The following is a 20,166-nucleotide window of genomic DNA, read 5'->3' as shown; positions in this document are numbered from 1 at the left end:
ACCTTGTTCTGCCCGGACGGCCACCCACCGTCCGTCTCCCCGGCCGCGCGAACCGCGGCCACGCAGAAGGAGTTCCGTGTTGAGACGCCAGTCCCACAGACGCACCTCGCACGCCACACAGCGTTCCCGCACCACGCAGCGTTCGCACTCCACCCGGCGGCGCGCCGCCGCCGGCGCGCTCGTCGCCGTCACCGCCCTGCTGGCCGCGGCCGTGCAGACCGGTGCCGCCACCGCGGCCCCGGGGAACGCACCGTCGGCCGCGGGCAAGGGCTCCGAGTCCGTCAGCCTCTCCCCCGCCCAGCGCGCCGAGCTGATACGCGAGGCCAACGCGACGAAGGCGGAGACGGCCGACGAACTGGGCCTCGGCGCCAAGGAGAAGCTCGTCGTCCGTGACGTGCTCAAGGACCGCGACGGCACCGTGCACACCCGCTACGAGCGCACCTACGACGGGCTCCCCGTGCTCGGCGGCGACCTGGTCGTCGAGACCTCCGGGTCCGGCAGGACCGAGGGTGTCGTCAAGGCCACGCGGGCCACCGTGAAGGTGGCGACCACGAAGGCCGCGCTGCCCGTCGCGAACGCCGAGAAGCAGGCGCTCGGCGCCGCCGCGGCGGAGAAGGCCGAGAGCCCGGACGTGGCCCGCGCCCCCCGCAAGGTGGTCTGGGCGGCGAGCGGCGAACCGGTCCTCGCCTACGAGACGGTCGTCGGCGGCTTCCAGAAGGACGGCACCCCGCAGGAACTGCACGTCGTCACCGACGCGACGACCGGCGAGAAGCTGTACGAGTGGCAGGCGATCGAGACCGGCACCGGCAACACGGTGTACTCCGGCACGGTCGACCTCACCACCACGCAGTCCGGGTCGACGTACAACCTCACCGACGGAGCGCGCGGCGGCCACAAGACGTACAACCTGAACCGCGGCACCTCCGGCACCGGCACGCTCTTCTCGGGCTCCGACGACGTGTGGGGCAACGGCAGCCCGTCCAACCTGGAGTCGGCCGCCGCCGACGCGCACTACGGTGCCGCGCTGACGTGGGACTACTACAAGAACGTGCACGGCCGCACGGGCATCCGCGGAGACGGCGTGGGCGCCTACTCGCGCGTGCACTACGGCAACAACTACGTCAACGCGTTCTGGTCCGACAGCTGCTTCTGCATGACGTACGGCGACGGCTCGGGCAACACCAACCCGCTCACCTCGATCGACGTGGCCGCGCACGAGATGACGCACGGTCTGACGTCGAACACCGCGGGCCTCAACTACAGCGGCGAGTCCGGCGGCCTCAACGAGGCGACCTCCGACATCTTCGGTTCGACGGTCGAGTTCTACGCGGGCAACTCCTCCGATGTCGGTGACTACCTCATCGGCGAGGAGATCAACATCAACGGCGACGGCACGCCGCTGCGCTACATGGACCAGCCGAGCAAGGACGGCGCGTCCAAGGACTCCTGGTACTCGGGCATCGGCTCGATCGACGTGCACTACTCGTCGGGTCCCGCGAACCACTTCTTCTACCTCCTCTCCGAGGGCAGCGGCAGCAAGACGATCAACGGCGTCACCTACAACTCGCCCACCTCGGACGGGCTCCCGGTGACCGGCATCGGCCGCGACAAGGCGGAGAAGATCTGGTTCCGCGCGCTCACCACGAAGTTCACCTCGACCACGAACTACGCGGGCGCCCGCACCGGCACCCTCGCGGCGGCAGGTGAGCTGTACGGCACGACGAGCGCCGAGTACACGGCCGTGCAGAACGCGTGGGCGGGCATCAACGTGGGTGCGCGGCCCGGCGGTGGCGGCGGTGGCGGTACGACGTTCGAGAACACGACCGCCGTATCGATTCCGGACAACGGCGCCGCGGTCTCCTCGTCGATCACCGTCTCCGGCCGCACCGGCAACGCGCCCTCGAACCTCGCGGTCGCGGTGGACATCACACACACCTGGCGCGGTGACCTCGTCATCGACCTGGTGGCCCCGGACGGCACGGCGTACCGCCTGAAGAACGCCAGCTCCTCCGACTCGGCGGACAACGTGAACGAGACCTACACGGTCAACGCGTCCTCCGAAGTCGCCAACGGGACCTGGCAGTTGAGGGTCCAGGACACGGCATCCCTGGACACCGGGCGGATCAACGGCTGGAGCCTGACGTTCCCGTAGTCCCCTCCTCAGGACCTCCTGAGAGACGGCTGTGAGTCAGTGGCGCCGTCGCGGTCGGCCAACTCCCGTGGCGGCGCCACCCTTTGCCCTTCGAAGGACTCGCTTTTGTCGGCCCTTTACCGAGGTCAGGACGGGTTCACACACCCGCAACATTCATCGGGCCGCCGCTTTTGAGCCAACATCACTTCGGGGTCCTGACATGCACACGCCCCTGGGTGCACTCTTCCATCAACCGCCGCACCAGCACCGCAACTTCACAACTGTGCCGGGTAGTTACCCCATTTCGCCCGGCTCCCCCACACAAGGAGCTCGTGTGACCCCCTCGTACGCGCGTCACAAGCGCACCGCTCTGGCCATCGCGACCGCCGTTGCCGCCGGAGCACTGCTCACCACCGGTCTGACCACCGGTGCCTCCGCCCAGACGGAGCCCTCCACCGCCACGACCAAGGCCGCCGCCGTCCCGGTCTCCCTGACGCCGGCCGCGCGCACCGCCCTGATCAAGAAGGCCGACGCCGCCGCCGGCGAGACCGCCGGCGAACTGGGCCTGGGCGCCAAGGAGGAGCTCGTCGTCCGCGACGTCATCAAGAACTCCGACGGCACGACCGCCATACGCTACGAGCGCACCTACGCCGGACTGCCCGTCCTCGGGGGCGACCTGGTCGTCCGCCAGTCGGAGTCCGGCGAGACCGCGGGCGTCACCAAGGCCACGAAGGCCACCATCGAGGTCGCCGACCTCACGGCGGACGTCACCAAGGCCGCGGCCGAGAAGCAGGCCCTGAAGGCCGCCAAGGCGGAGGGCTCCACCGAGTCCGAGGCCGACAAGGCCCCGCGCAAGGTGGTGTGGGCCGCGAGCGGCAAGCCGGTCCTCGCCTACGAGACGGTCGTCGGCGGCTTCCAGAAGGACGGCACCCCGCAGGAACTGCACGTCATCACCGACGCGACCACCGGCGCGAAGCTGTACGAGTGGGAGGCCGTCCAGACCGGCACGGGCAACAGCCAGTACAGCGGCAGAGTCACGATCGGCACGTCGCTCTCGGGCTCCACGTACCAGCTCAACGACACGACGCGCGGCAGCCACAAGACGTACAACCTCAACCGCGGCACCTCCGGCACCGGCACCCTCTTCACCGACGCCGACGACACCTGGGGCACGGGCGCCGCCTCCGACACCCAGACCGCGGCCGTGGACGCGCACTTCGGCGCCCAGGTCACCTGGGACTTCTACAAGAACGTCCTGGGCCGCAACGGCATCAGGAACAACGGCGTCGCCGCCTACTCCCGCGTCCACTACAGCAGCAACTACGTCAACGCCTTCTGGCAGGACTCCTGCTTCTGCATGACGTACGGCGACGGCTCGGGCAACGCCAAGCCGCTCACCTCGATCGACGTGGCGGGCCACGAGATGACCCACGGCGTCACGTCGAACACGGCGGGCCTCAACTACAGCGGCGAGTCCGGCGGCCTGAACGAGGCGACCTCCGACATCTTCGGTACGGCCGTGGAGTTCTACGCGGCGAACTCCTCCGACGTCGGCGACTACCTCATCGGCGAGAAGATCGACATCAACGGCAACGGCACACCGCTGCGCTACATGGACAAGCCGAGCAAGGACGGCGCGTCCCGCGACTCCTGGTCCTCGACCATCGGCTCCATCGACGTCCACTACTCCTCGGGGCCGGCGAACCACTTCTTCTACCTGCTCTCCGAGGGCAGCGGCAGCAAGACGATCAACGGCGTCACCTACAACTCGTCCACCTCCAACGGCTCCACGGTCACCGGCATCGGCCGCGACAAGGCGGTCAAGATCTGGTACAAGGCGCTGACCGAGTACATGACGTCGACCACCAACTACAAGGGCGCCCGCACGGCGACCCTGAACGCGGCGGCGGCGCTGTACGGCTCCGGCAGCACGGAGTACAACACGGTGAACGCGGCGTGGGCCGGGGTGAACGTCACCGCGTGACCCCCGCGTAGCCGAGTGTCCCGGGCGGTACCCGAAGGGAATGCCCCTTCGGGTACCGCCCTAGGCTGTGGCCCCATGCCCCCCAAGGACGGCCTCCCCCAGAACCACTCCTCCGACAGTGCCTTCACCTACGCGGACGTGGGCGCGACCCGGTCCGGTCACTGCCCGCCCGGCTTCAGGCCGCTGGACGTCAGAACCCGCATCGGCGAGGGCACCGACGTCTTCGACCGGGCCGCCCGTCTGCTGTTCACCTGGGAGCTGCACCGGGCGGTCGGCGTGGGCATCACCACCGACGCCCCCGAGGCCGCACCCGGCGTCGAGGTCACGGTCACCCTCGGCGGAGTCATCACGGCCCCCTGCCGCGTGGTCTGGACTCTGGACGAACCCCGCCGCAGGGGCTGGGCCTACGGCACCCTCCCCGGCCACCCCGAGTGCGGCGAGGAGGCCTTCGTCCTCGACCGCACGGGCGACGGCACGGTGTGGCTGACCATCACGGCGTTCAGCCGCCCGGCGAAGTGGTACACGCGTGCCGGCGGGGCGGCGGCCCGCGGCCTGCAGCACGCGTACGCACGTCGCTGCGGGGCAGTGCTGCGGAAACTGTGCGAGGACCTCGACGACTGACCCTGGAAGGGGGCCCGGCGTGCGGCCGTACCGCCCCAAACGGGGCGCGGGGCCGTACCGACACGCGGCCTCGCCGCGATGGGGGTTCCCCCGCTCATGGGGGTCCCCCCGCTCGAGCGAAGCCGAGAGTGGCGGAGAAGCCGAGAGTGGGGGAGCGGCCGGCCACAACGAACCCGCAGATCACGACGGACCCGCACACGACGCACCGGTTCCAGCGGAGCGTACCGGCTCCTTCACCAGCGCACCGGCAGTTCCCGCACACCCCTGATCAGCAGCCCCGGCACCCAGGGCAGCCCGGCCTCGTCCGCGTCCGGCGCGAGGTCGGGGCAGCGCTCCAGCAGGGTGCGGATCGCGATGCGGCCCTCCAGCCGTGCCAGCGGCGCGCCCAGACAGTGGTGCAGGCCGTGGCCGAAGGCCATGTGGCCGCGGGCGTCCCGGCGGATGTCGAACCGGTCCGGCTCCTTGAAGCGCTCGGGGTCACGGTCGGCGTCCGCCATGGCGATCAGTACGGTGGCGCCCGCGGGAATGGTCACACCGCCCGTCTCCACGTCTTCCAGCGCCAGCCGTTCCGTGCAGTTCTCCACCGGCCCGTCGTAGCGCAGCATCTCCTCGATCGCCCCGTCGAGCAGCCCGAAGTCGGCGCGCAGATCGGCGAGTTGGTCGGGGTGTGCGAACAGCGCCCGCACCCCGTTGCCGATCAGATTGACCGTCGTCTCGTGACCGGCGACTAGCAGCAGGCTGGACATGCCGATGAGCTCGTCGTGCGAGAGCCGGTCGCCCTCCTCGTCGGCGGTGTGGATCAGCGCACTGAGGAGATCGTCGCCGGCATTCGCCCGCTTGGCCGCGATCAGCTCGACGAGATACCCCGTCATGTCCTGGTAGGCCCGCGCCTCCCGCTCCCGACCCGTCCGCGCGACGATCTCGTTGGACCAGCCGCGGAAGGCGTCCCGGTCCAGCTCGGGCACGCCGAGCAGTTCACAGATGACGGTCATGGGCAGCGGGAAGGCGAACGACGCGATCAGATCGGCCCGCCGCTCCGGTGCCGCCAGCATCGCGTCCAGCAACTCGTCGGTGATCTGCTGGACGCGCGGGGCGAGCCTGTCGATACGACGCGGGGTGAACTCCCCCGCCACCAGCCGCCGCAGCCGGGTGTGGTCCGGCGGGTCCGACATCAGCATGTGCATGAAGGCAGGCGTGCTCTCCCCGGTGTTCTTGATCTGCTGGATGTCCCCGGCCCCCAGCCAGTCCCGGCTGAGCCGCGGATCGGTGAACGCGGCCCGGCACGCCTCATGGCCGACGACGAGCCACACCTCCTCCCCGTTGGGGGCGAGCACACGGTGGACCGGCCCTTCCGCACGGAGGCGGGCGTAGACGGGATAAGGGTCACGGGTGAATGCCGTACCGAGTTTCTGCAGGTCGACGGTGGGTTGGGTGACCATGCTGTTTCCCCCTGTCCAAAGGTCGAACAGCACGTTAACCGGGATCAGCGGCTGATCAGGGTCGGTTTTCGGTCGGCTGTGCGCCTGCCACCGAGGCTGCTGTGCCGAGGCACCGGGCGATGTGCGATCGTGGGTGGCAGAGCCCGACAGGCTCCTGGACGAGGTGCGCCGTACCCAGTCATGACAAGACGACGCGAGGAGTCTGTCATGGCGTGGATCATTCTGGTGGTGTCCGGAGTACTGGAAGCAGTGTGGGCGACCGCACTGGGTAAATCGGAGGGCTTCACCCGCCCCGTGCCGAGCGTCGTTTTCGTGCTCGGGCTGGTGCTGAGCATGGCGGGTCTGGCCTTCGCGCTCCGGACGGTGCCCGTGGGCACCGGCTACGCGGTCTGGGTCGGTATCGGGGCGGTACTCACCGCGACGTACGCCATGCTCTTCGACGGTGAATCCGCGGGCTTGCTGAAACTGCTCCTGCTGGCCGGCATCGTCGGCTGCGTGGCCGGCCTGAAGCTGACGCACTGAGACCTTCCCGCCCCGGTTCGGCACTGAGACCTTCCCACCCCGGTTCGCTTCTTGACCCTTCCAGCGGGACGCGATAGGCATGCCCATGCCAGGTCTGGACCAATGAGGGAGTGGATGCTCCATGGGCAGCGTGGACAGCGTGGACAGCGTGGACAGCGGCAAGGAAATCCGCAGGAGGTCGTTACTCGTCGGCGGGGCCGGAGCCGCGCTGGGCCTGGCCGGCTGGGGGCTGTCGGCCACCGACACCGTGGCGGCGCCGATCGGCAGCGGCTGGACGGAGGTGTCGGCCGACTACAACCTGCACCAACCGCCCGACAGGACGCGCCACACGGTCGGTGCCGACGGCGAGCACCACTTCTGGCTGTACGACAGCGACCCGAGCACCTTCCCCGGCCAGGACTCGGGTCCGCGCAGCGAGCTCCGCTTCCGTGACCAGTACACCTCCGGCGCGGCCCAGTTCGAGGCCGACATCAAGGTGGGCGCCGGGTCGCACGACGTCTGTGTGATGCAGGTCTTCGGGGGCTCGTCCTGGGCCACAGCCTTCATGACGCTGGCCACGCACGACAGCCTGACCTACTACCACTACGCGGACCAGGTCATCCACGCCCCCGTGTACGACACCTACCTGCGGCTCAACGTCGTCCACGACACCTCCGCCGGCGTCGTCCACGTCTTCGTGAACCGCCAGTTCCAGGCGAGCTATCCGGACCACGGCCGGGCCACGCACTACTTCAAGTGCGGGCTGTACGGCCGGGAGGGCATGTCGGCCCGCTCCGACTCGTACATCAAGAACATCCACCTGTACCGCAAGTAACTGCCCCTCGCCTCACCGCATCAGCACCCCCGCCCCCTCCCCCGCGTCCTCCGACGGCAGCGCCACCAGCCCGAGCTCCGCGCGTGACGCCAGCAGCCGGTGGTCCGGGAGGATGCGGACGGTGTAGCCGAAGGGGCCGGTGCGGTCCAGGGACAGCGGGCCCTCGTACACCCAGCGGCCCTCCTCGTCCGGGCCACCCGTCGGCTTCAGCGGGACGCCCGCCGCGTCCGCGATGCGGTCGTCCCCGTCCACCCGGCCGGAGACCGCCTGGACCTCCACGTCGTCCGGGGCCAGGCCGCCCAGACCGACACGCACGCGCAGGTCCAGCGTCGTCCCCAGCTCCGCCGTGGCCGTCGAGGCCGACGTCTCCACATGGTCCACCGTGACCCGGTGCCAGGCCGCGCGCACCCGCGCCTTCCACTCAGCCAGTTCCCGTGCCGCGTCGGGTGCCAGCTCCCGGTGGGCGCGGGCCGCGGGGGCGTAGAGGCGCTCCACGTACTCGCGGACCATCCGGCCCGCCAGCACCTTCGGGCCCAGATGCGTCAGGGTCCGGCGGACCATCTCGATCCAGCGGTCGGGCAGGCCGCCCCGGCCGCGCTCGTAGAAACGGGGGGTCACCCGCTGTTCCAGCAGGTCGTACAGCGCCGCCGCCTCCAGGTCGTCCCGGCGGTCGTCGCCCTCCCCCACCGCTGAACGATCCGTGCCGTCCGCCGTGGGGATCGCCCATCCGAAGTCCGGCTGGAACCATTCGTCCCACCAGCCGTCCAGGACCGACAGGTTCAGGCAGCCGTTCAGCGCCGCCTTCATCCCCGACGTCCCGCACGCCTCCAGCGGTCGCAGCGGGTTGTTCAGCCAGACGTCGCAGCCGGGGTACAGCTTCTGGGCCATCGCCATGCCGTAGTCCGGGAGGAACACGATCCGGTGCCGTACCCGCGGGTCGTCCGTGAACCGCACCAGTTCCTGCACCAGCCGCTTGCCGCCGTCGTCCGCCGGGTGCGCCTTGCCCGCCACCACGATCTGGACCGGCCGCTCCTCGTGCAGCAACAGGTCCATCAGGCGGTCCCTGTCCCGCAGCATCAGCGTCAGGCGCTTGTACGAGGGGACCCGCCGCGCGAAGCCGATCGTCAGGACGTCCGGGTCCAGGACCTCCTCGATCCAGCCGAGTTCGGCCGTGCCCGCGCCCCGCTGTCGCCAGGACGCGTACAGCCGCCGCCGTACCTCCGTCACCAGTTGCTCGCGCAGCGACCGCCGCAGGTCCCAGATGTCCTGGTCGGGGATGTCGGCCACCGCGTCCCAGCGGTCCGTGCCGTCGGCGGTCATCGCGTCCTCGGTGCACTGCGCGCCGATCTGGCGGACGCCCAGACGGAAGACCTCGGGGGCCACCCAGGTGGGGGCGTGCACGCCGTTCGTCACCGAGGTGATCGGGACCTCGTCCGGGTCGAAGCCCGGCCACAGGCCCGAGAACATCTCCCGGCTGACGCGGCCGTGCAGCAGCGAGACGCCGTTGGCCCGCTGGCCCAGGCGCAGCCCCATGACGGCCATGTTGAACAGGTTGGGCTCGCCTCCGGGGTACGTCTCCATGCCCAGCCCGAGGATGCGCTCCACGTCGATGCGCGGGAGTTCCGCGTCGGGGCCGAAGTGGCGGGCCACCAGCTCACGGTCGAAGCGGTCGATGCCGGCGGGGACGGGGGTGTGGGTGGTGAAGACCGTGCCGGCGCGCACCGCCTCCAGTCCGGCGTCGAAGTCGAGTCCCTGGTCGCCGAGTTCGGCGATGCGCTCCAGGCCGAGGAAGCCCGCGTGTCCCTCGTTGGTGTGGAAGACCTCGGGCTGCGGGTGGCCGGTCAGCCGGCAGTACGTGCGGACCGCGCGCACTCCTCCTATGCCCAGCAGCATCTCCTGGAGCAGTCGGTGTTCGCTGCCGCCGCCGTACAGCCGGTCGGTAACGCCCCGCTCGCCGTGCTCGTTCTCGTCCACGTCCGAGTCGAGCATCAGCAGGGGGACACGGCCGACCTGGGCCTGCCAGACACGGGCGCGGAGCCGGCGCCCGCCGGGGAGAGCCAGGGGGACCTGGGCGACGGAGCCGTCGGCCTCCCGCAGTGGCACCAGTGGCAGTTCGTGCGGGTCGAGCACCGGATAGTGCTCCTGCTGCCAGCCGTCGCGCGACAGGGTCTGGCGGAAGTAGCCGTGCCGGTAGAGCAGGCCGACGCCGATGAGCGGTACGCCCAGGTCGCTGGCCGCCTTCAGATGGTCGCCGGCGAGGATGCCGAGGCCGCCGGAGTACTGCGGCAGGGCCGCGGTGATGCCGAACTCGGGTGAGAAGTACGCGACGGCGGCCGGGAGTCCGGGCGGCTGGGTCTGGTACCAGCGCTCGCCGGTCATGTAGTCGCGCAGGTCGTCGGCCACGGCGGCCAGGCGCCGCAGGAAACGCCGGTCCTCGGCCAGTTCCGCGAGACGGTCCATCGAGACCCCGCCGAGCAGACGTACGGGGTCGCCGCCGGAGGAGGCCCAGCGCTCCGGGTCGACGGACTGGAAGAGGTCACGGGTCTCGGCGTGCCAGGACCAGCGCAGATTGCGCGCCAGGTCGCTGAGCGGGTGAAGGGCTTCGGGCAGGACGGGTCGAACGGTGAATCTGCGGATCGCCTTCACTGGGTTCCACCTTCGCGAGGACGTACGCGGCCGAGGGCCACACGCGCTGTGCGCCCCTTCGTCCCCCGACCGTAGCGGCGTGAGTGCCTCTACGACATGGCGCCTCGCTGGATGCGCCCCTCCAGTGCCACCGAGCGCAACCATCAACTGAGAAACCACGACGGCGACCAGCCAGGTCCGCGAGAGCGGCGCCGGTTCAGGCGCAAAACCTGCCCTTGTGGTACTTCGCACCGCACGAGAGGCTGCGCAGGGTCGTATCGGCCGGACACTGCTGTAATGGGCTGACTCCGGCCGTCATGGGTCGAGTTGAGGAGGGGAACTCACACATGGCACAGACGGCGAACAGGCGTCTGCGCTGGGCGGGAGGCCTGACCGCGGCGGCCACGGCCGCGGTGCTTTCGGCCATCACCCTGCCCGCGCACGCCGTCCCGCAGGGGCGGATACTCGGCGCCGGCGCGGCCGGCTCCGTGAGCGGCAGTTACATCGTGACACTCAAGGGGGGAACGAAGGCCCCCTCGGCGGCCGGAAAGGGCATCGCCGAGAAGTACGGGGCGAGAATCAGCCACACCTACAGCTCGGTCCTGAACGGCTATGCCGTGCGGGTGGGCGAAGGACAGGCCAGGGCGCTCGCGGCGGACTCCCGCGTGGCGTCGGTCGTCCAGGACACCCGGGTGGCCTACGACCACACACAGCAGAACCCGCCGTCCTGGGGGCTCGACCGCATCGACCAGACGAACCCGCCGCTCGACAAGTCGTACACATGGCCGGAGTCGGCGGGCAAGGGCGTCACGGTCTACGTCATCGACACCGGCATCCGGATCACCCACAAGGACTTCGGCGGGCGGGCGTCCTACGGCTGGGACTTCGTGGGCGGCGACAAGGTCGCGGCGGACGGCAACGGCCACGGCACGCACGTCGCCGGCACCGCCGTGGGCGCGAAGTACGGCGTCGCCAAGAAGGCGAAGGTCGTCGCCGTCCGCGTCCTCGACAACGACGGCGGGGGCACCACCGCCCAGGTCATCGCGGGCATCGACTGGGTGACCAGGCACGCGAGGAAGCCCGCGGTGGCCAATATGAGCCTGGCCGGCTTCGGCAACGCGCAGCTCGACGCGGCCGTCCGCAGCTCGATCGCGTCCGGCGTGACGTACTCGGTGGCGGCCGGTAACGACGGTCTTTCGGCGGGGCTCTACTCGCCCGCCCGGGTGAGGCAGGCGATCACCGTCGGTGCCACCGACAAGAGGGACCGGCGAGCGAGCTTCTCCAACTGGGGTTCGAGCCTGGACCTGTTCGCGCCCGGCGTGGCGATCACCTCCGCGTCGCACCGGAGCGACACCGGGAAGGTGACCTTCGACGGTACGTCGATGGCGGCCCCGCATGTCACGGGTGCGGCAGCCCTCTACCTCGCCGACCACCGCGGAGCCACCCCGGCCCAGGTGAGCCAGGCGCTCGTCAACCGTTCTGTTTCGGGCAAGGTGACGGGCCGTGGCCTCGGCTCACCGGACAAGATCCTGCAGGTCGACAACCCCTAGTACCAGGCCGAACGCCCGACCGGAGCGGCACGGCACGGACCGGGCTCGCCCTCACAGGACGAGGCCGGTCTTGTGTGTAGACATACGCGTGAGTAGTTAACAAAGTGCCGGAATGCCCACCCGCGTAGGGTGGGAAGGCTCCTCCGGTACGTCCCGCAGGCCCCACCTCCCCACACCCTCATCCGCCCACCCACGTTGACGCGGACAGGAGCGGTCATGCCCGCCATGCACCATTCGTCAGCACCCCCGACGACCGGCACCACCCCCGCACCCCCGTGCGCCGGCCGAGCGCCGACCCGCCCTCCCCGGCACCCGAACCCCCCACGATCGGACGCATACCGGTCCTCGACGTCCGCCCCCTCGTCCACCAGGGGCGCCGCCCCGCCAAGGCGGTCGTGGGCGAGGAGTTCGAGATCTCGGCGACGGTGTTCCGTGAGGGGCATGAGGCCGTCGCCGCCAGTGTCGTCCTGAAGGACCCCGAGGGCCGTACGGGCCCGTGGACGCCGATGCGTGAGCTGGCGCCCGGCACCGATCGCTGGGGCGCCACCGTGTCCCTGCCGCGCGAGGGCCGCTGGACGTACCAGGTCCAGGCGTGGGGCGATCCGGTCTCCACCTGGCGGCACCACGCACGCATCAAGATCCCGGCGGGCCTTGACACCGACCTGGTACTGGAGGAGGGAGCGCGCCTGTACGAACGGGCGGCGGCCGGAGTGCCGAAGAACGAGGGCCGGCGGGACGTGATCCTCACGGCCGTGGACGTGCTGCGGGACGAGACGCGTCAGGCGGCTGTGCGTCTCGCGGGCGCGTTGACGCCCGAGGTCGATGAGGTCCTCGCGCGGTATCCGCTGCGGGAACTGGTCACCGCTTCGGAGGAGTTGACGCTGCTGGTGGAGCGGGAACGCGCCCTGTACGGGTCGTGGTACGAGTTCTTCCCGCGCTCCGAGGGCACGCCCGAGTGCCCGCACGGCACCTTCCGTACCGCCGCCCGGCGGCTGCCCGCGATCGCCGCCATGGGCTTCGACGTCGTCTACCTGCCCCCGATCCACCCCATCGGGCGCACCTTCCGCAAGGGCCGCAACAACACCCTCTCCCCCGAGCCCGGCGATGTCGGCGTGCCCTGGGCCATCGGCTCCCCCGAGGGCGGCCACGACGCCGTCCACCCCGACCTGGGCACCCTCGACGACTTCGACGACTTCGTGGAGGAGGCCCGGTCGCTGGGGATGGAGATCGCGCTGGACTTCGCCCTGCAGTGCTCCCCGGACCATCCCTGGGTGGACAAGCACCCCGAGTGGTTCCACCACCGCCCCGACGGCACCATCGCCCACGCCGAGAACCCGCCGAAGAAGTACCAGGACATCTACCCCATCGCCTTCGACGCCGACATGGACGGCCTGGTCACCGAGACGGTGCGCGTCCTGCGGCACTGGATGGCCCACGGGGTGCGGATCTTCCGCGTGGACAACCCCCACACCAAACCGGTCGTCTTCTGGGAACGCGTCATCGCCGACGTCAACCGTACCGACCCGGACGTGATCTTCCTGGCCGAGGCGTTCACCCGCCCCGCGATGATGCACACCCTGGCCCAGACCGGCTTCCAGCAGTCCTACACCTACTTCACCTGGCGCAACACCAAGCAGGAACTGACCGAGTACCTCACGGAACTGTCCGGGGACGCGGCCTCCTACATGCGGCCGAACTTCTTCGTCAACACCCCCGACATCCTCCACGCCTACCTCCAGCAGGGCGGCCGCCCCGCCTTCGAGGTACGCGCCGTACTGGCCGCCACACTGTCACCGGCCTGGGGCGTCTACAGCGGCTACGAACTGTGCGAGAACACCCCCCTGCGCCAGGGCAGCGAGGAATACCTCAACTCCGAGAAGTACCAACTCACGCCCCGCGACTGGGAAACCGCCGAACGTGAGGGGCGCAGTATCGCGCCTTTGCTCGGCAGGCTGAACGAGATCCGCCGAAGCAGTCCGGCGCTGCGGCAGCTGCGGGATCTTCACTTCCACGACACCGACAAGGAGGCGGTCATCGCCTACTCGAAACGTGCGGGTTCGAACACGGTCCTGGTGGTCGCCAACCTCGACCCCCACCACACCCAGGAGGCCACGGTCTCGTTGGACATGCCGCAACTCGGCCTGGACTGGCACGAGTCCCTGCCGGTGCGCGACGAGCTCACCGGCGAGATCTACCACTGGGGCAGGAACAACTACGTACGTCTGGAGCCCGGCCGGGCACCCGCACATGTACTGACCGTCCTGCGACCGTCCCACCCGCAGATCGGAGGGTCACCCGCCATATGATCGTCAACGAGCCCGTTCCGGACACTTTCGAGGACACCCCCGCCAAGGACCGGGACCCTGAGTGGTTCAAACGCGCCGTCTTCTACGAGGTCCTTGTCCGCTCCTTCCAGGACAGCAACGGCGACGGCGTCGGCGACCTCAAAGGACTGACCGCCAAACTCGACTACCTGCAATGGCTGGGCGTGGACTGCCTCTGGCTGCCCCCCTTCTTCAAATCCCCCCTCCGCGACGGCGGCTACGACGTCTCCGACTACACCGCCGTCCTCCCCGAATTCGGCGACCTCGCCGACTTCGTGGAATTCGTCGACGCCGCCCACCAACGCGGCATGCGCGTCATCATCGACTTCGTCATGAACCACACCAGCGACCAGCACCCCTGGTTCCAGGAATCAAGAAAAGACCCCACCGGACCCTACGGCGACTACTACGTATGGGCCGACGACGACAAACAGTTCCAGGACGCCCGCATCATCTTCGTCGACACCGAAGCCTCCAACTGGACCTTCGACCCCGTCCGCAAGCAGTACTACTGGCACCGCTTCTTCTCCCACCAACCCGACCTCAACTACGAAAACCCCGCCGTACAGCAGGAAATGCTCGCCGGACTCCGCTTCTGGCTGGACCTCGGCATCGACGGCTTCCGCCTCGACGCCGTCCCCTACCTCTACCAGGCAGAAGGCACCAACTGCGAAAACCTCCCAGCCACCCACGAATTCCTCAAACGAGTCCGCAAAGAAATCGACGCACACTACCCCGACACCGTCCTGCTCGCCGAAGCCAACCAATGGCCCGAAGACGTCGTCGACTACTTCGGCGACTACCAGACCGGCGGCGACGAATGCCACATGGCCTTCCACTTCCCCGTCATGCCCCGCATCTTCATGGCCGTCCGCCGCGAATCCCGCTACCCCGTCTCAGAAATCCTCGCCAAAACCCCCGCCATCCCCACCCACTGCCAATGGGGCATCTTCCTCCGCAACCACGACGAACTCACCCTCGAAATGGTCACCGACGAAGAACGCGACTACATGTGGGCCGAATACGCCAAAGACCCCCGCATGCGCGCCAACATCGGCATCCGCCGCCGCCTCGCCCCCCTCCTCGACAACGACCGCAACCAGATCGAACTCTTCACCGCCCTGCTCCTCTCCCTCCCCGGCAGCCCGATCCTCTACTACGGCGACGAAATCGGCATGGGCGACAACATCTGGCTCGGCGACCGCGACGCCGTCCGCACCCCCATGCAATGGACACCCGACCGCAACGCCGGCTTCTCCTCCTGCGACCCCGGCCGCCTCTACCTGCCCACCATCATGGACCCCGTCTACGGCTACCAGGTCACCAACGTCGAAGCCTCCATGTCCTCCCCCTCGTCACTGCTGCACTGGACCCGCCGCATGATCGAGATCCGCAAACAGAACCCCGCCTTCGGCCTCGGCTCCTACACCGAACTCCCTCCACCAACCCCGCCGTCATCGCCTTCCTCCGCGAAGCCCCCGCCACCGACGACACCACCGACGACACCACCGACGACCTCGTCCTGTGCGTCCACAACTTCTCCCGCTTCGCCCAACCCACCGAACTCGACCTCAGCACCTACACCGGCCGCCACCCCGTCGAACTCATCGGAGGAGTCCGCTTCCCCGCCATCGGAGAACTCCCCTACCTCCTCACCCTCGCAGGCCACGGCTTCTACTGGTTCCGCTTGCGGCGGGAGCACGGCGAGTAGCGGTACGCACTACCGGTCACAGCATCTGGCCACCATGAGGGCGGGACGGTTTCCGCCGTCCTGCCCTGGGAACCCTTCACGCAACCCGACGCTCCTCCGCCACCCGACGCGGAAAGGACGCATTCCATGTCGGAAGTCGTTACGCACTCCGCTCGCACGGCCGGTCCCGGCCTTCTCGCGTCTCTCGATCCGCTGCTGCGGGAGTGGCTGCCGCGGCAGCGCTGGTTCGCGGGCAAGGGCCGGCCGGTCACCGGGTTCACCCTGGTCGCGGCCACCGAACTGCTGCCCGTGAACTCGAAGCTGGGGCTGCTCCACCTCCTCGTACGGGCCCATCAGCCGCTCGTACCCCTCCAGACCGCGGTGGCGCACCCGGCCGACTGCTACCAGCTGCTGATCGGGGTACGCGAGACCCTGCCTCCACGGCTCGCGCCCGCTCTGATCGGGCACTTGGAGGAGGGGCCGCTGGCGGGGCGCACGGTGTACGAGGCGCTGTACGACCCCCGACCCGCCGATGTGCTCCTCGAAGCACTGCGGACGCGGGCCCGCGTGGGCGATCTGCGCTTCGAACGGGACATGCGGCAGGAGATCCGGTCGGAGCTGGTGCCCCGCATGGTGACGTCCGAGCAGTCCAACTCGTCCGTCGTGTATGGAGATACGTTCATCCTCAAGCTGTTGCGGCGGATCGTGCCCGGCACCAATCCCGATCTGGAGCTGCCCCTGGTGCTGGCGCGCGAGGGGTGCCCGCGGGTGCCGGCCCCGGCGGGCTGGATGATGGCGGACCTCGCCTCCTCCGACGACTCCTACGTCCTGGGCGTGCTGCAGCCCTTCGTGCAGGGCGCGTCAGACGGCTGGGAGCTGGCACTGCGGGAGCTGGCCAAGGGAGAGGACTTCGGCGCGGAGGCGCGGGCGCTGGGGCGTGCGACGGCCGAGGTGCACACGGCGCTGGCGCGGGCCCTGCCGACGGTCACGCTCGGGCGGCCCCAACTGGAGCTGCTGGTGGCCGGGATGACGGAACGGCTGGACGCGGCCGCGCAGGCGGTGCCGGCGCTGCGGCGGTACGCCCCCGGGTTGCGCTCGGCCTTCGCGGCGCTGGCCGACCTGGCGGCCGAGGGCCGCACCTGGACGGCCCAGCGCATCCACGGGGACCTGCATCTGGGCCAGTGCCTGCGGTCGCCCGACGGCGAGTGGTCGCTCATTGACTTCGAGGGCGAGCCCTCCAAATCGCTCACCGAGCGCCGTATGCCCCAGCCCATCGTGCGGGACGTCGCGGGGATGCTGCGCTCCTTCGACTACGCGTCCCACGCCCACCACCCCACGGAGCCCGACTGGGCGCCCCTCTGCCGGGCCGCGTACTGCGCCGGGTACGCGGAGATCTCCGAGGTCGACCCGCGGACCGATCCTGTGCTGCTGCGCGCGTACGAGACGGACAAGGCGGTGTACGAGGTCGTCTACGAGGCCAGGCACCGCCCCGACTGGCTGCCGGTGCCGCTGGCCGCGATACGCCGGCTGGCGGCGAACGACGACACCCCCTGACGCTCTGATCTGTCCGTGCCCATGCCTGTGCCTGTGCCGAGGAGGCCGTACCCGTGACCCCCCGTCCCCCGTCCGACGACAGTACGAACGCCACCGAAGGCAGGGCCACCGCGAAGAAAACCACTGGGGCGAAGAGGAGCGCAGAGAAGAAGGCAGCGGAGAAGAAGGCCGTCGCGAACAAGGCCGTCGCGAAGAAGGCTGCCGCCAAGAAGACAGCGACGAAGAAGACCGCGACTAAGAAGACCGCGGCCAAGAAAACCGCGGCCAAGAAGTCAGCGGCGGAGAAGGCGACCGCGAAGACGTCCCCCAAGAAGACCGCCGCGAAGACGACCACCGCCACCAAGACGGCCACCGCCAAGACATCTGCCAAGAAGACAGCTGTCAAGAAGACGGCTGCCAAGAAAGCTGTCGCGAAAGCTGCTGCGAAGAAGCCCACGGCGTCGAAGAAGGGTGCCGAGGCAGTCCCGCGGTCTCCCGAGCGTTCGGTCCCGGAGGCCACCGCCACCGAAACCGTCGTACGCATCCCCGAGCCCACCGCGCCCGAACCGCCCGCCCCCACCGCGGACGTCCCGTCCATCCCCGAACCCCGGGCCGCTCGGGGCCCCGGTGAGCCGCCCCCGACCGTCCCCGAGCCGCGGGTGCCCTTCTCGCCCGCGGTGGACGGCGGGGACCGGGAGCGGTTGCTCAGTGGTACGCATCATCAGCCGCACGCCGTGCTCGGGGCGCATTCCGCGCCCGGGGGCGTGGTGTTCCGGGCGTTCCGGCCGTACGCGCTGGGGGTCACCGTCGTCACGGACGAGTTGCGGGCCGATCTGCACGACGACGGGGACGGCTTCTTCTCGGCCGTACTGCCGCTGAGGGCCGTTCCGGCGTCGTACCGGCTGCTCATCGCGTACGAGGGGACGGTGCAGGAGACCGAGGACGCGTACCGTTTCCTGCCCGCGGTCGGGGAGCTGGACCTGCACCTGATCGGCGAGGGGCGGCACGAGGAGCTGTGGAAGGCGCTGGGCGCGGAGCCGATGGTGCACCAGGGTGTGACCGGCACCCGCTTCACGGTGTGGGCGCCGAACGCGCGCGGTGTGCGCCTGGCCGGCACGTTCAACTTCTGGGACGGCACGGGGTATCCGATGCGCTCGCTCGGCTCCTCCGGCGTGTGGGAGCTGTTCGTGCCGTCGATCGGTGAGGGGGAGCTGTACAAGTTCGAGATCACCCGGCCGGACGGGACGAGGACCCTGCGGGCGGACCCGATGGCCCGCCGTACCCAGGTTCCGCCGGACACGTCGTCCGTCGTGCACGCGTCCCACTACGAGTGGGGCGACGCGGAGTGGATGACGCACCGGGCCGACCGCCCGGCCCACGAGGCGCCGTTCTCGGTGTACGAGGTGCACCTGCCGTCCTGGCGACCGGGGCTGACGTACCGGCAGTTGGCGGATCAGCTGCCCGCGTACGTGCGGGACCTCGGCTTCACTCATGTGGAGCTGCTGCCGGTGGCCGAGCACCCGTTCGGCGGCTCCTGGGGTTACCAGGTCACCGGTTTCTATGCGCCCACGGCCCGGCTCGGCACCCCCGACGACTTCAAGTACCTCGTCGACCGGCTCCACCAGGCCGGCGTCGGTGTCCTGATGGACTGGGTGCCCGCGCACTTCCCGCGGGACGACTGGGCGCTGGCGGAGTTCGACGGGCGTCCGCTGTACGAGCACCAGGATCCGGTACGGGCCGCGCACCCGGACTGGGGGACGCTGGAGTTCGACTACGGGCGCCGGGAGGTGCGGAACTTCCTGGTGGCGAACGCGGTGTACTGGTGCGAGGAGTTCCATATCGACGGGCTGCGCGTGGACGCGGTGGCGTCGATGCTGTACCTCGACTACTCGCGCGAGCCCGGTCAGTGGACGCCGAACGAGCACGGGGGTCGCGAGAACCTGGACGCGGTGGCGTTCCTCCAGGAGATGAACGCGACGGTGTACCGGCGTGAGCCCGGTGTGGTGACGATCGCCGAGGAGTCCACGGCCTGGGACGGCGTCACGCGTGCCACGCACCACATGGGTCCCGGTGGCTTCGGCGGCCTCGGCTTCGGGCTGAAGTGGAACATGGGCTGGATGCACGACTCGCTCGGCTACATGTCCAAGGACCCGGTGCACCGCAGGTACCACCACAACGAGATGACGTTCTCGATGGTGTACGCCTACAGCGAGAACTACGTGCTCCCGATCTCGCACGACGAGGTCGTCCACGGCAAGGGATCACTGGTGTCGAAGATGCCGGGCGACTGGTGGCAGCAGCGTGCCAACCACCGCGCGTACCTCGGCTTCATGTGGGCCCACCCCGGCAAGCAACTGCTCTTCATGGGGCAGGAGTTCGCCCAGGGAGCGGAGTGGTCGGAGGGGCACGGCCCGGACTGGTGGCTGCTGGACCCGGCGTACGGGGCGGAGGCGGACCACCGGGGCGTACGGGACCTGGTCCGCGACCTCAACTCCGTCTACCGCGAGGCTCCGGCCCTGTGGGAACGGGACACCGTCTCCTCGGGATTCGCCTGGGTCGCGGGGGACGCGGCGGAGGACAACGTGTTCGCGTTCCTGCGGTTCGCGGCGGACGGGGCGCCGTTGCTCGCGGTGTCGAACTTCTCGCCCGTGGTGCGGCACGAGTACCGGCTGGGGGTTCCGGACGACGTGCCGGCGTGGCATGAGGTCCTGAACACGGACGCCGGTGCGTACGGCGGCGGCGACGTCCGCAACCCGCATCCCGTCAAACCCGAGCCTCAGCCCCGTCATGGTCGGCCCGCGAGCATCCGTCTGACGCTGCCCCCGCTCACCACGCTCTGGCTCCGCCCCGCGTAACTGTTTCCCTCCGTCGTCCCTTCGACCCCGGTCCAAGGGGCGGAGCCCGCTGGGCCCCCGGCTCCGAGGCTGCGTCCC

At 69.7% G+C, this 20,166-nt stretch carries 10 protein-coding genes, 2 pseudogenes and 1 riboswitch; of the genes and pseudogenes, 10 read left to right on the top strand and 2 right to left on the bottom strand.

Features of this window, described 5'->3' with window-relative positions:
- Positions 1–76: 76 nt before the first annotated feature.
- The 3 genes from E0500_RS17195 to E0500_RS17185 all read left to right on the top strand — a co-directional run bounded on the left by E0500_RS17195 (position 77) and on the right by E0500_RS17185 (position 4,736).
- Positions 77–2,152: a M4 family metallopeptidase gene (locus E0500_RS17195; protein ID WP_309505083.1), complete on the top strand. Its 2,076-nt coding sequence runs from the start codon at positions 77–79 to the stop codon at positions 2,150–2,152.
- 313 nt (positions 2,153–2,465) lie between these two features.
- Positions 2,466–4,115 (top strand): M4 family metallopeptidase, encoded by a 1,650-nt coding sequence (locus E0500_RS17190; protein WP_131561209.1) that lies wholly within the window; start codon positions 2,466–2,468, stop codon positions 4,113–4,115.
- Positions 4,116–4,190: 75 nt separating this feature from the next.
- Entirely contained in the window at positions 4,191–4,736 is a 546-nt protein-coding gene (locus E0500_RS17185) for a DUF1990 family protein (RefSeq protein ID WP_131561211.1), read from the top strand.
- A 233-nt stretch (positions 4,737–4,969) separates the two neighbouring features.
- Here E0500_RS17185 and E0500_RS17180 read toward each other — a convergent pair whose 3' ends face one another.
- Positions 4,970–6,175: a cytochrome P450 gene (locus E0500_RS17180; RefSeq protein ID WP_131561213.1), complete on the bottom strand. Its 1,206-nt coding sequence runs from the start codon at positions 6,173–6,175 to the stop codon at positions 4,970–4,972.
- A gap of 136 nt (positions 6,176–6,311) precedes the next feature.
- Positions 6,312–6,373: riboswitch (guanidine-III (ykkC-III) riboswitch) on the top strand.
- 9 nt (positions 6,374–6,382) lie between these two features.
- Between E0500_RS17180 and E0500_RS17175 the strand changes: the two genes are divergently transcribed.
- Together E0500_RS17175 and E0500_RS17170 are read left to right on the top strand one after the other, a co-directional pair.
- Positions 6,383–6,697, top strand: a complete 315-nt coding sequence (locus E0500_RS17175) for a multidrug efflux SMR transporter (RefSeq protein WP_131561215.1) — start codon at positions 6,383–6,385, stop codon at positions 6,695–6,697.
- 121 nt (positions 6,698–6,818) lie between these two features.
- The gene (locus tag E0500_RS17170; protein WP_220140530.1) at positions 6,819–7,511 is read left to right on the top strand and encodes a polysaccharide lyase family 7 protein; all 693 of its coding nucleotides are present in this window, start codon (positions 6,819–6,821) and stop codon (positions 7,509–7,511) included.
- A gap of 12 nt (positions 7,512–7,523) precedes the next feature.
- Here the strand turns inward: E0500_RS17170 and E0500_RS17165 are convergent, their stop codons facing one another.
- Positions 7,524–10,157 carry a glycosyltransferase family 1 protein gene (locus E0500_RS17165; protein WP_131561217.1) on the bottom strand — a complete coding sequence of 878 codons (2,634 nt, stop codon included), beginning with the start codon at positions 10,155–10,157 and terminating at the stop codon, positions 7,524–7,526.
- A 326-nt stretch (positions 10,158–10,483) separates the two neighbouring features.
- Here E0500_RS17165 and E0500_RS17160 point away from each other — a divergent pair, with 326 nt between their 5' ends.
- The 5 genes and pseudogenes from E0500_RS17160 to glgB all read left to right on the top strand — a co-directional run bounded on the left by E0500_RS17160 (position 10,484) and on the right by glgB (position 20,088).
- A complete protein-coding gene (locus E0500_RS17160; protein WP_131561219.1) occupies positions 10,484–11,686 on the top strand; it encodes a S8 family peptidase in 1,203 nt (400 codons plus the stop codon).
- 216 nt (positions 11,687–11,902) lie between these two features.
- Positions 11,903–13,992, top strand: a pseudogene (locus E0500_RS17155) (maltotransferase domain-containing protein).
- A pseudogene (gene treS / locus E0500_RS17150) lies at positions 13,989–15,721 on the top strand (maltose alpha-D-glucosyltransferase). Before E0500_RS17155 ends, treS begins: the two co-directional pseudogenes overlap by 4 nt.
- Positions 15,722–15,847: 126 nt before the next feature.
- Positions 15,848–17,254, top strand: a complete 1,407-nt coding sequence (locus E0500_RS17145; protein ID WP_131572302.1) for a maltokinase N-terminal cap-like domain-containing protein — start codon at positions 15,848–15,850, stop codon at positions 17,252–17,254.
- A gap of 53 nt (positions 17,255–17,307) precedes the next feature.
- A complete protein-coding gene (gene glgB / locus E0500_RS17140) occupies positions 17,308–20,088 on the top strand; it encodes a 1,4-alpha-glucan branching enzyme (RefSeq protein ID WP_181587031.1) in 2,781 nt (926 codons plus the stop codon).
- The last annotated feature ends 78 nt before the right edge of the window (positions 20,089–20,166 follow it).

Source organism: Streptomyces sp. KM273126, from assembly GCF_004337435.2.
In the GTDB taxonomy this organism is placed as follows: Bacteria; Actinomycetota; Actinomycetes; order Streptomycetales; family Streptomycetaceae; genus Streptomyces; species Streptomyces acidicola.
Note: the sequence above shows the minus strand (reverse complement) of the source record. Positions and strands in the feature narration are given on the sequence as shown.

Coding starts and splice junctions, on each gene's coding strand:
- E0500_RS17145 (WP_131572302.1), top strand. CDS start 15,848: ATGTCGGAAGTCGTTACGCACTCCGCTCGCACGGCCGGTCCCGGCCTT.
- E0500_RS17160 (WP_131561219.1), top strand. CDS start 10,484: ATGGCACAGACGGCGAACAGGCGTCTGCGCTGGGCGGGAGGCCTGACC.
- E0500_RS17175 (WP_131561215.1), top strand. CDS start 6,383: ATGGCGTGGATCATTCTGGTGGTGTCCGGAGTACTGGAAGCAGTGTGG.
- E0500_RS17170 (WP_220140530.1), top strand. CDS start 6,819: ATGGGCAGCGTGGACAGCGTGGACAGCGTGGACAGCGGCAAGGAAATC.
- E0500_RS17185 (WP_131561211.1), top strand. CDS start 4,191: ATGCCCCCCAAGGACGGCCTCCCCCAGAACCACTCCTCCGACAGTGCC.
- E0500_RS17180 (WP_131561213.1), bottom strand. CDS start 6,175: ATGGTCACCCAACCCACCGTCGACCTGCAGAAACTCGGTACGGCATTC.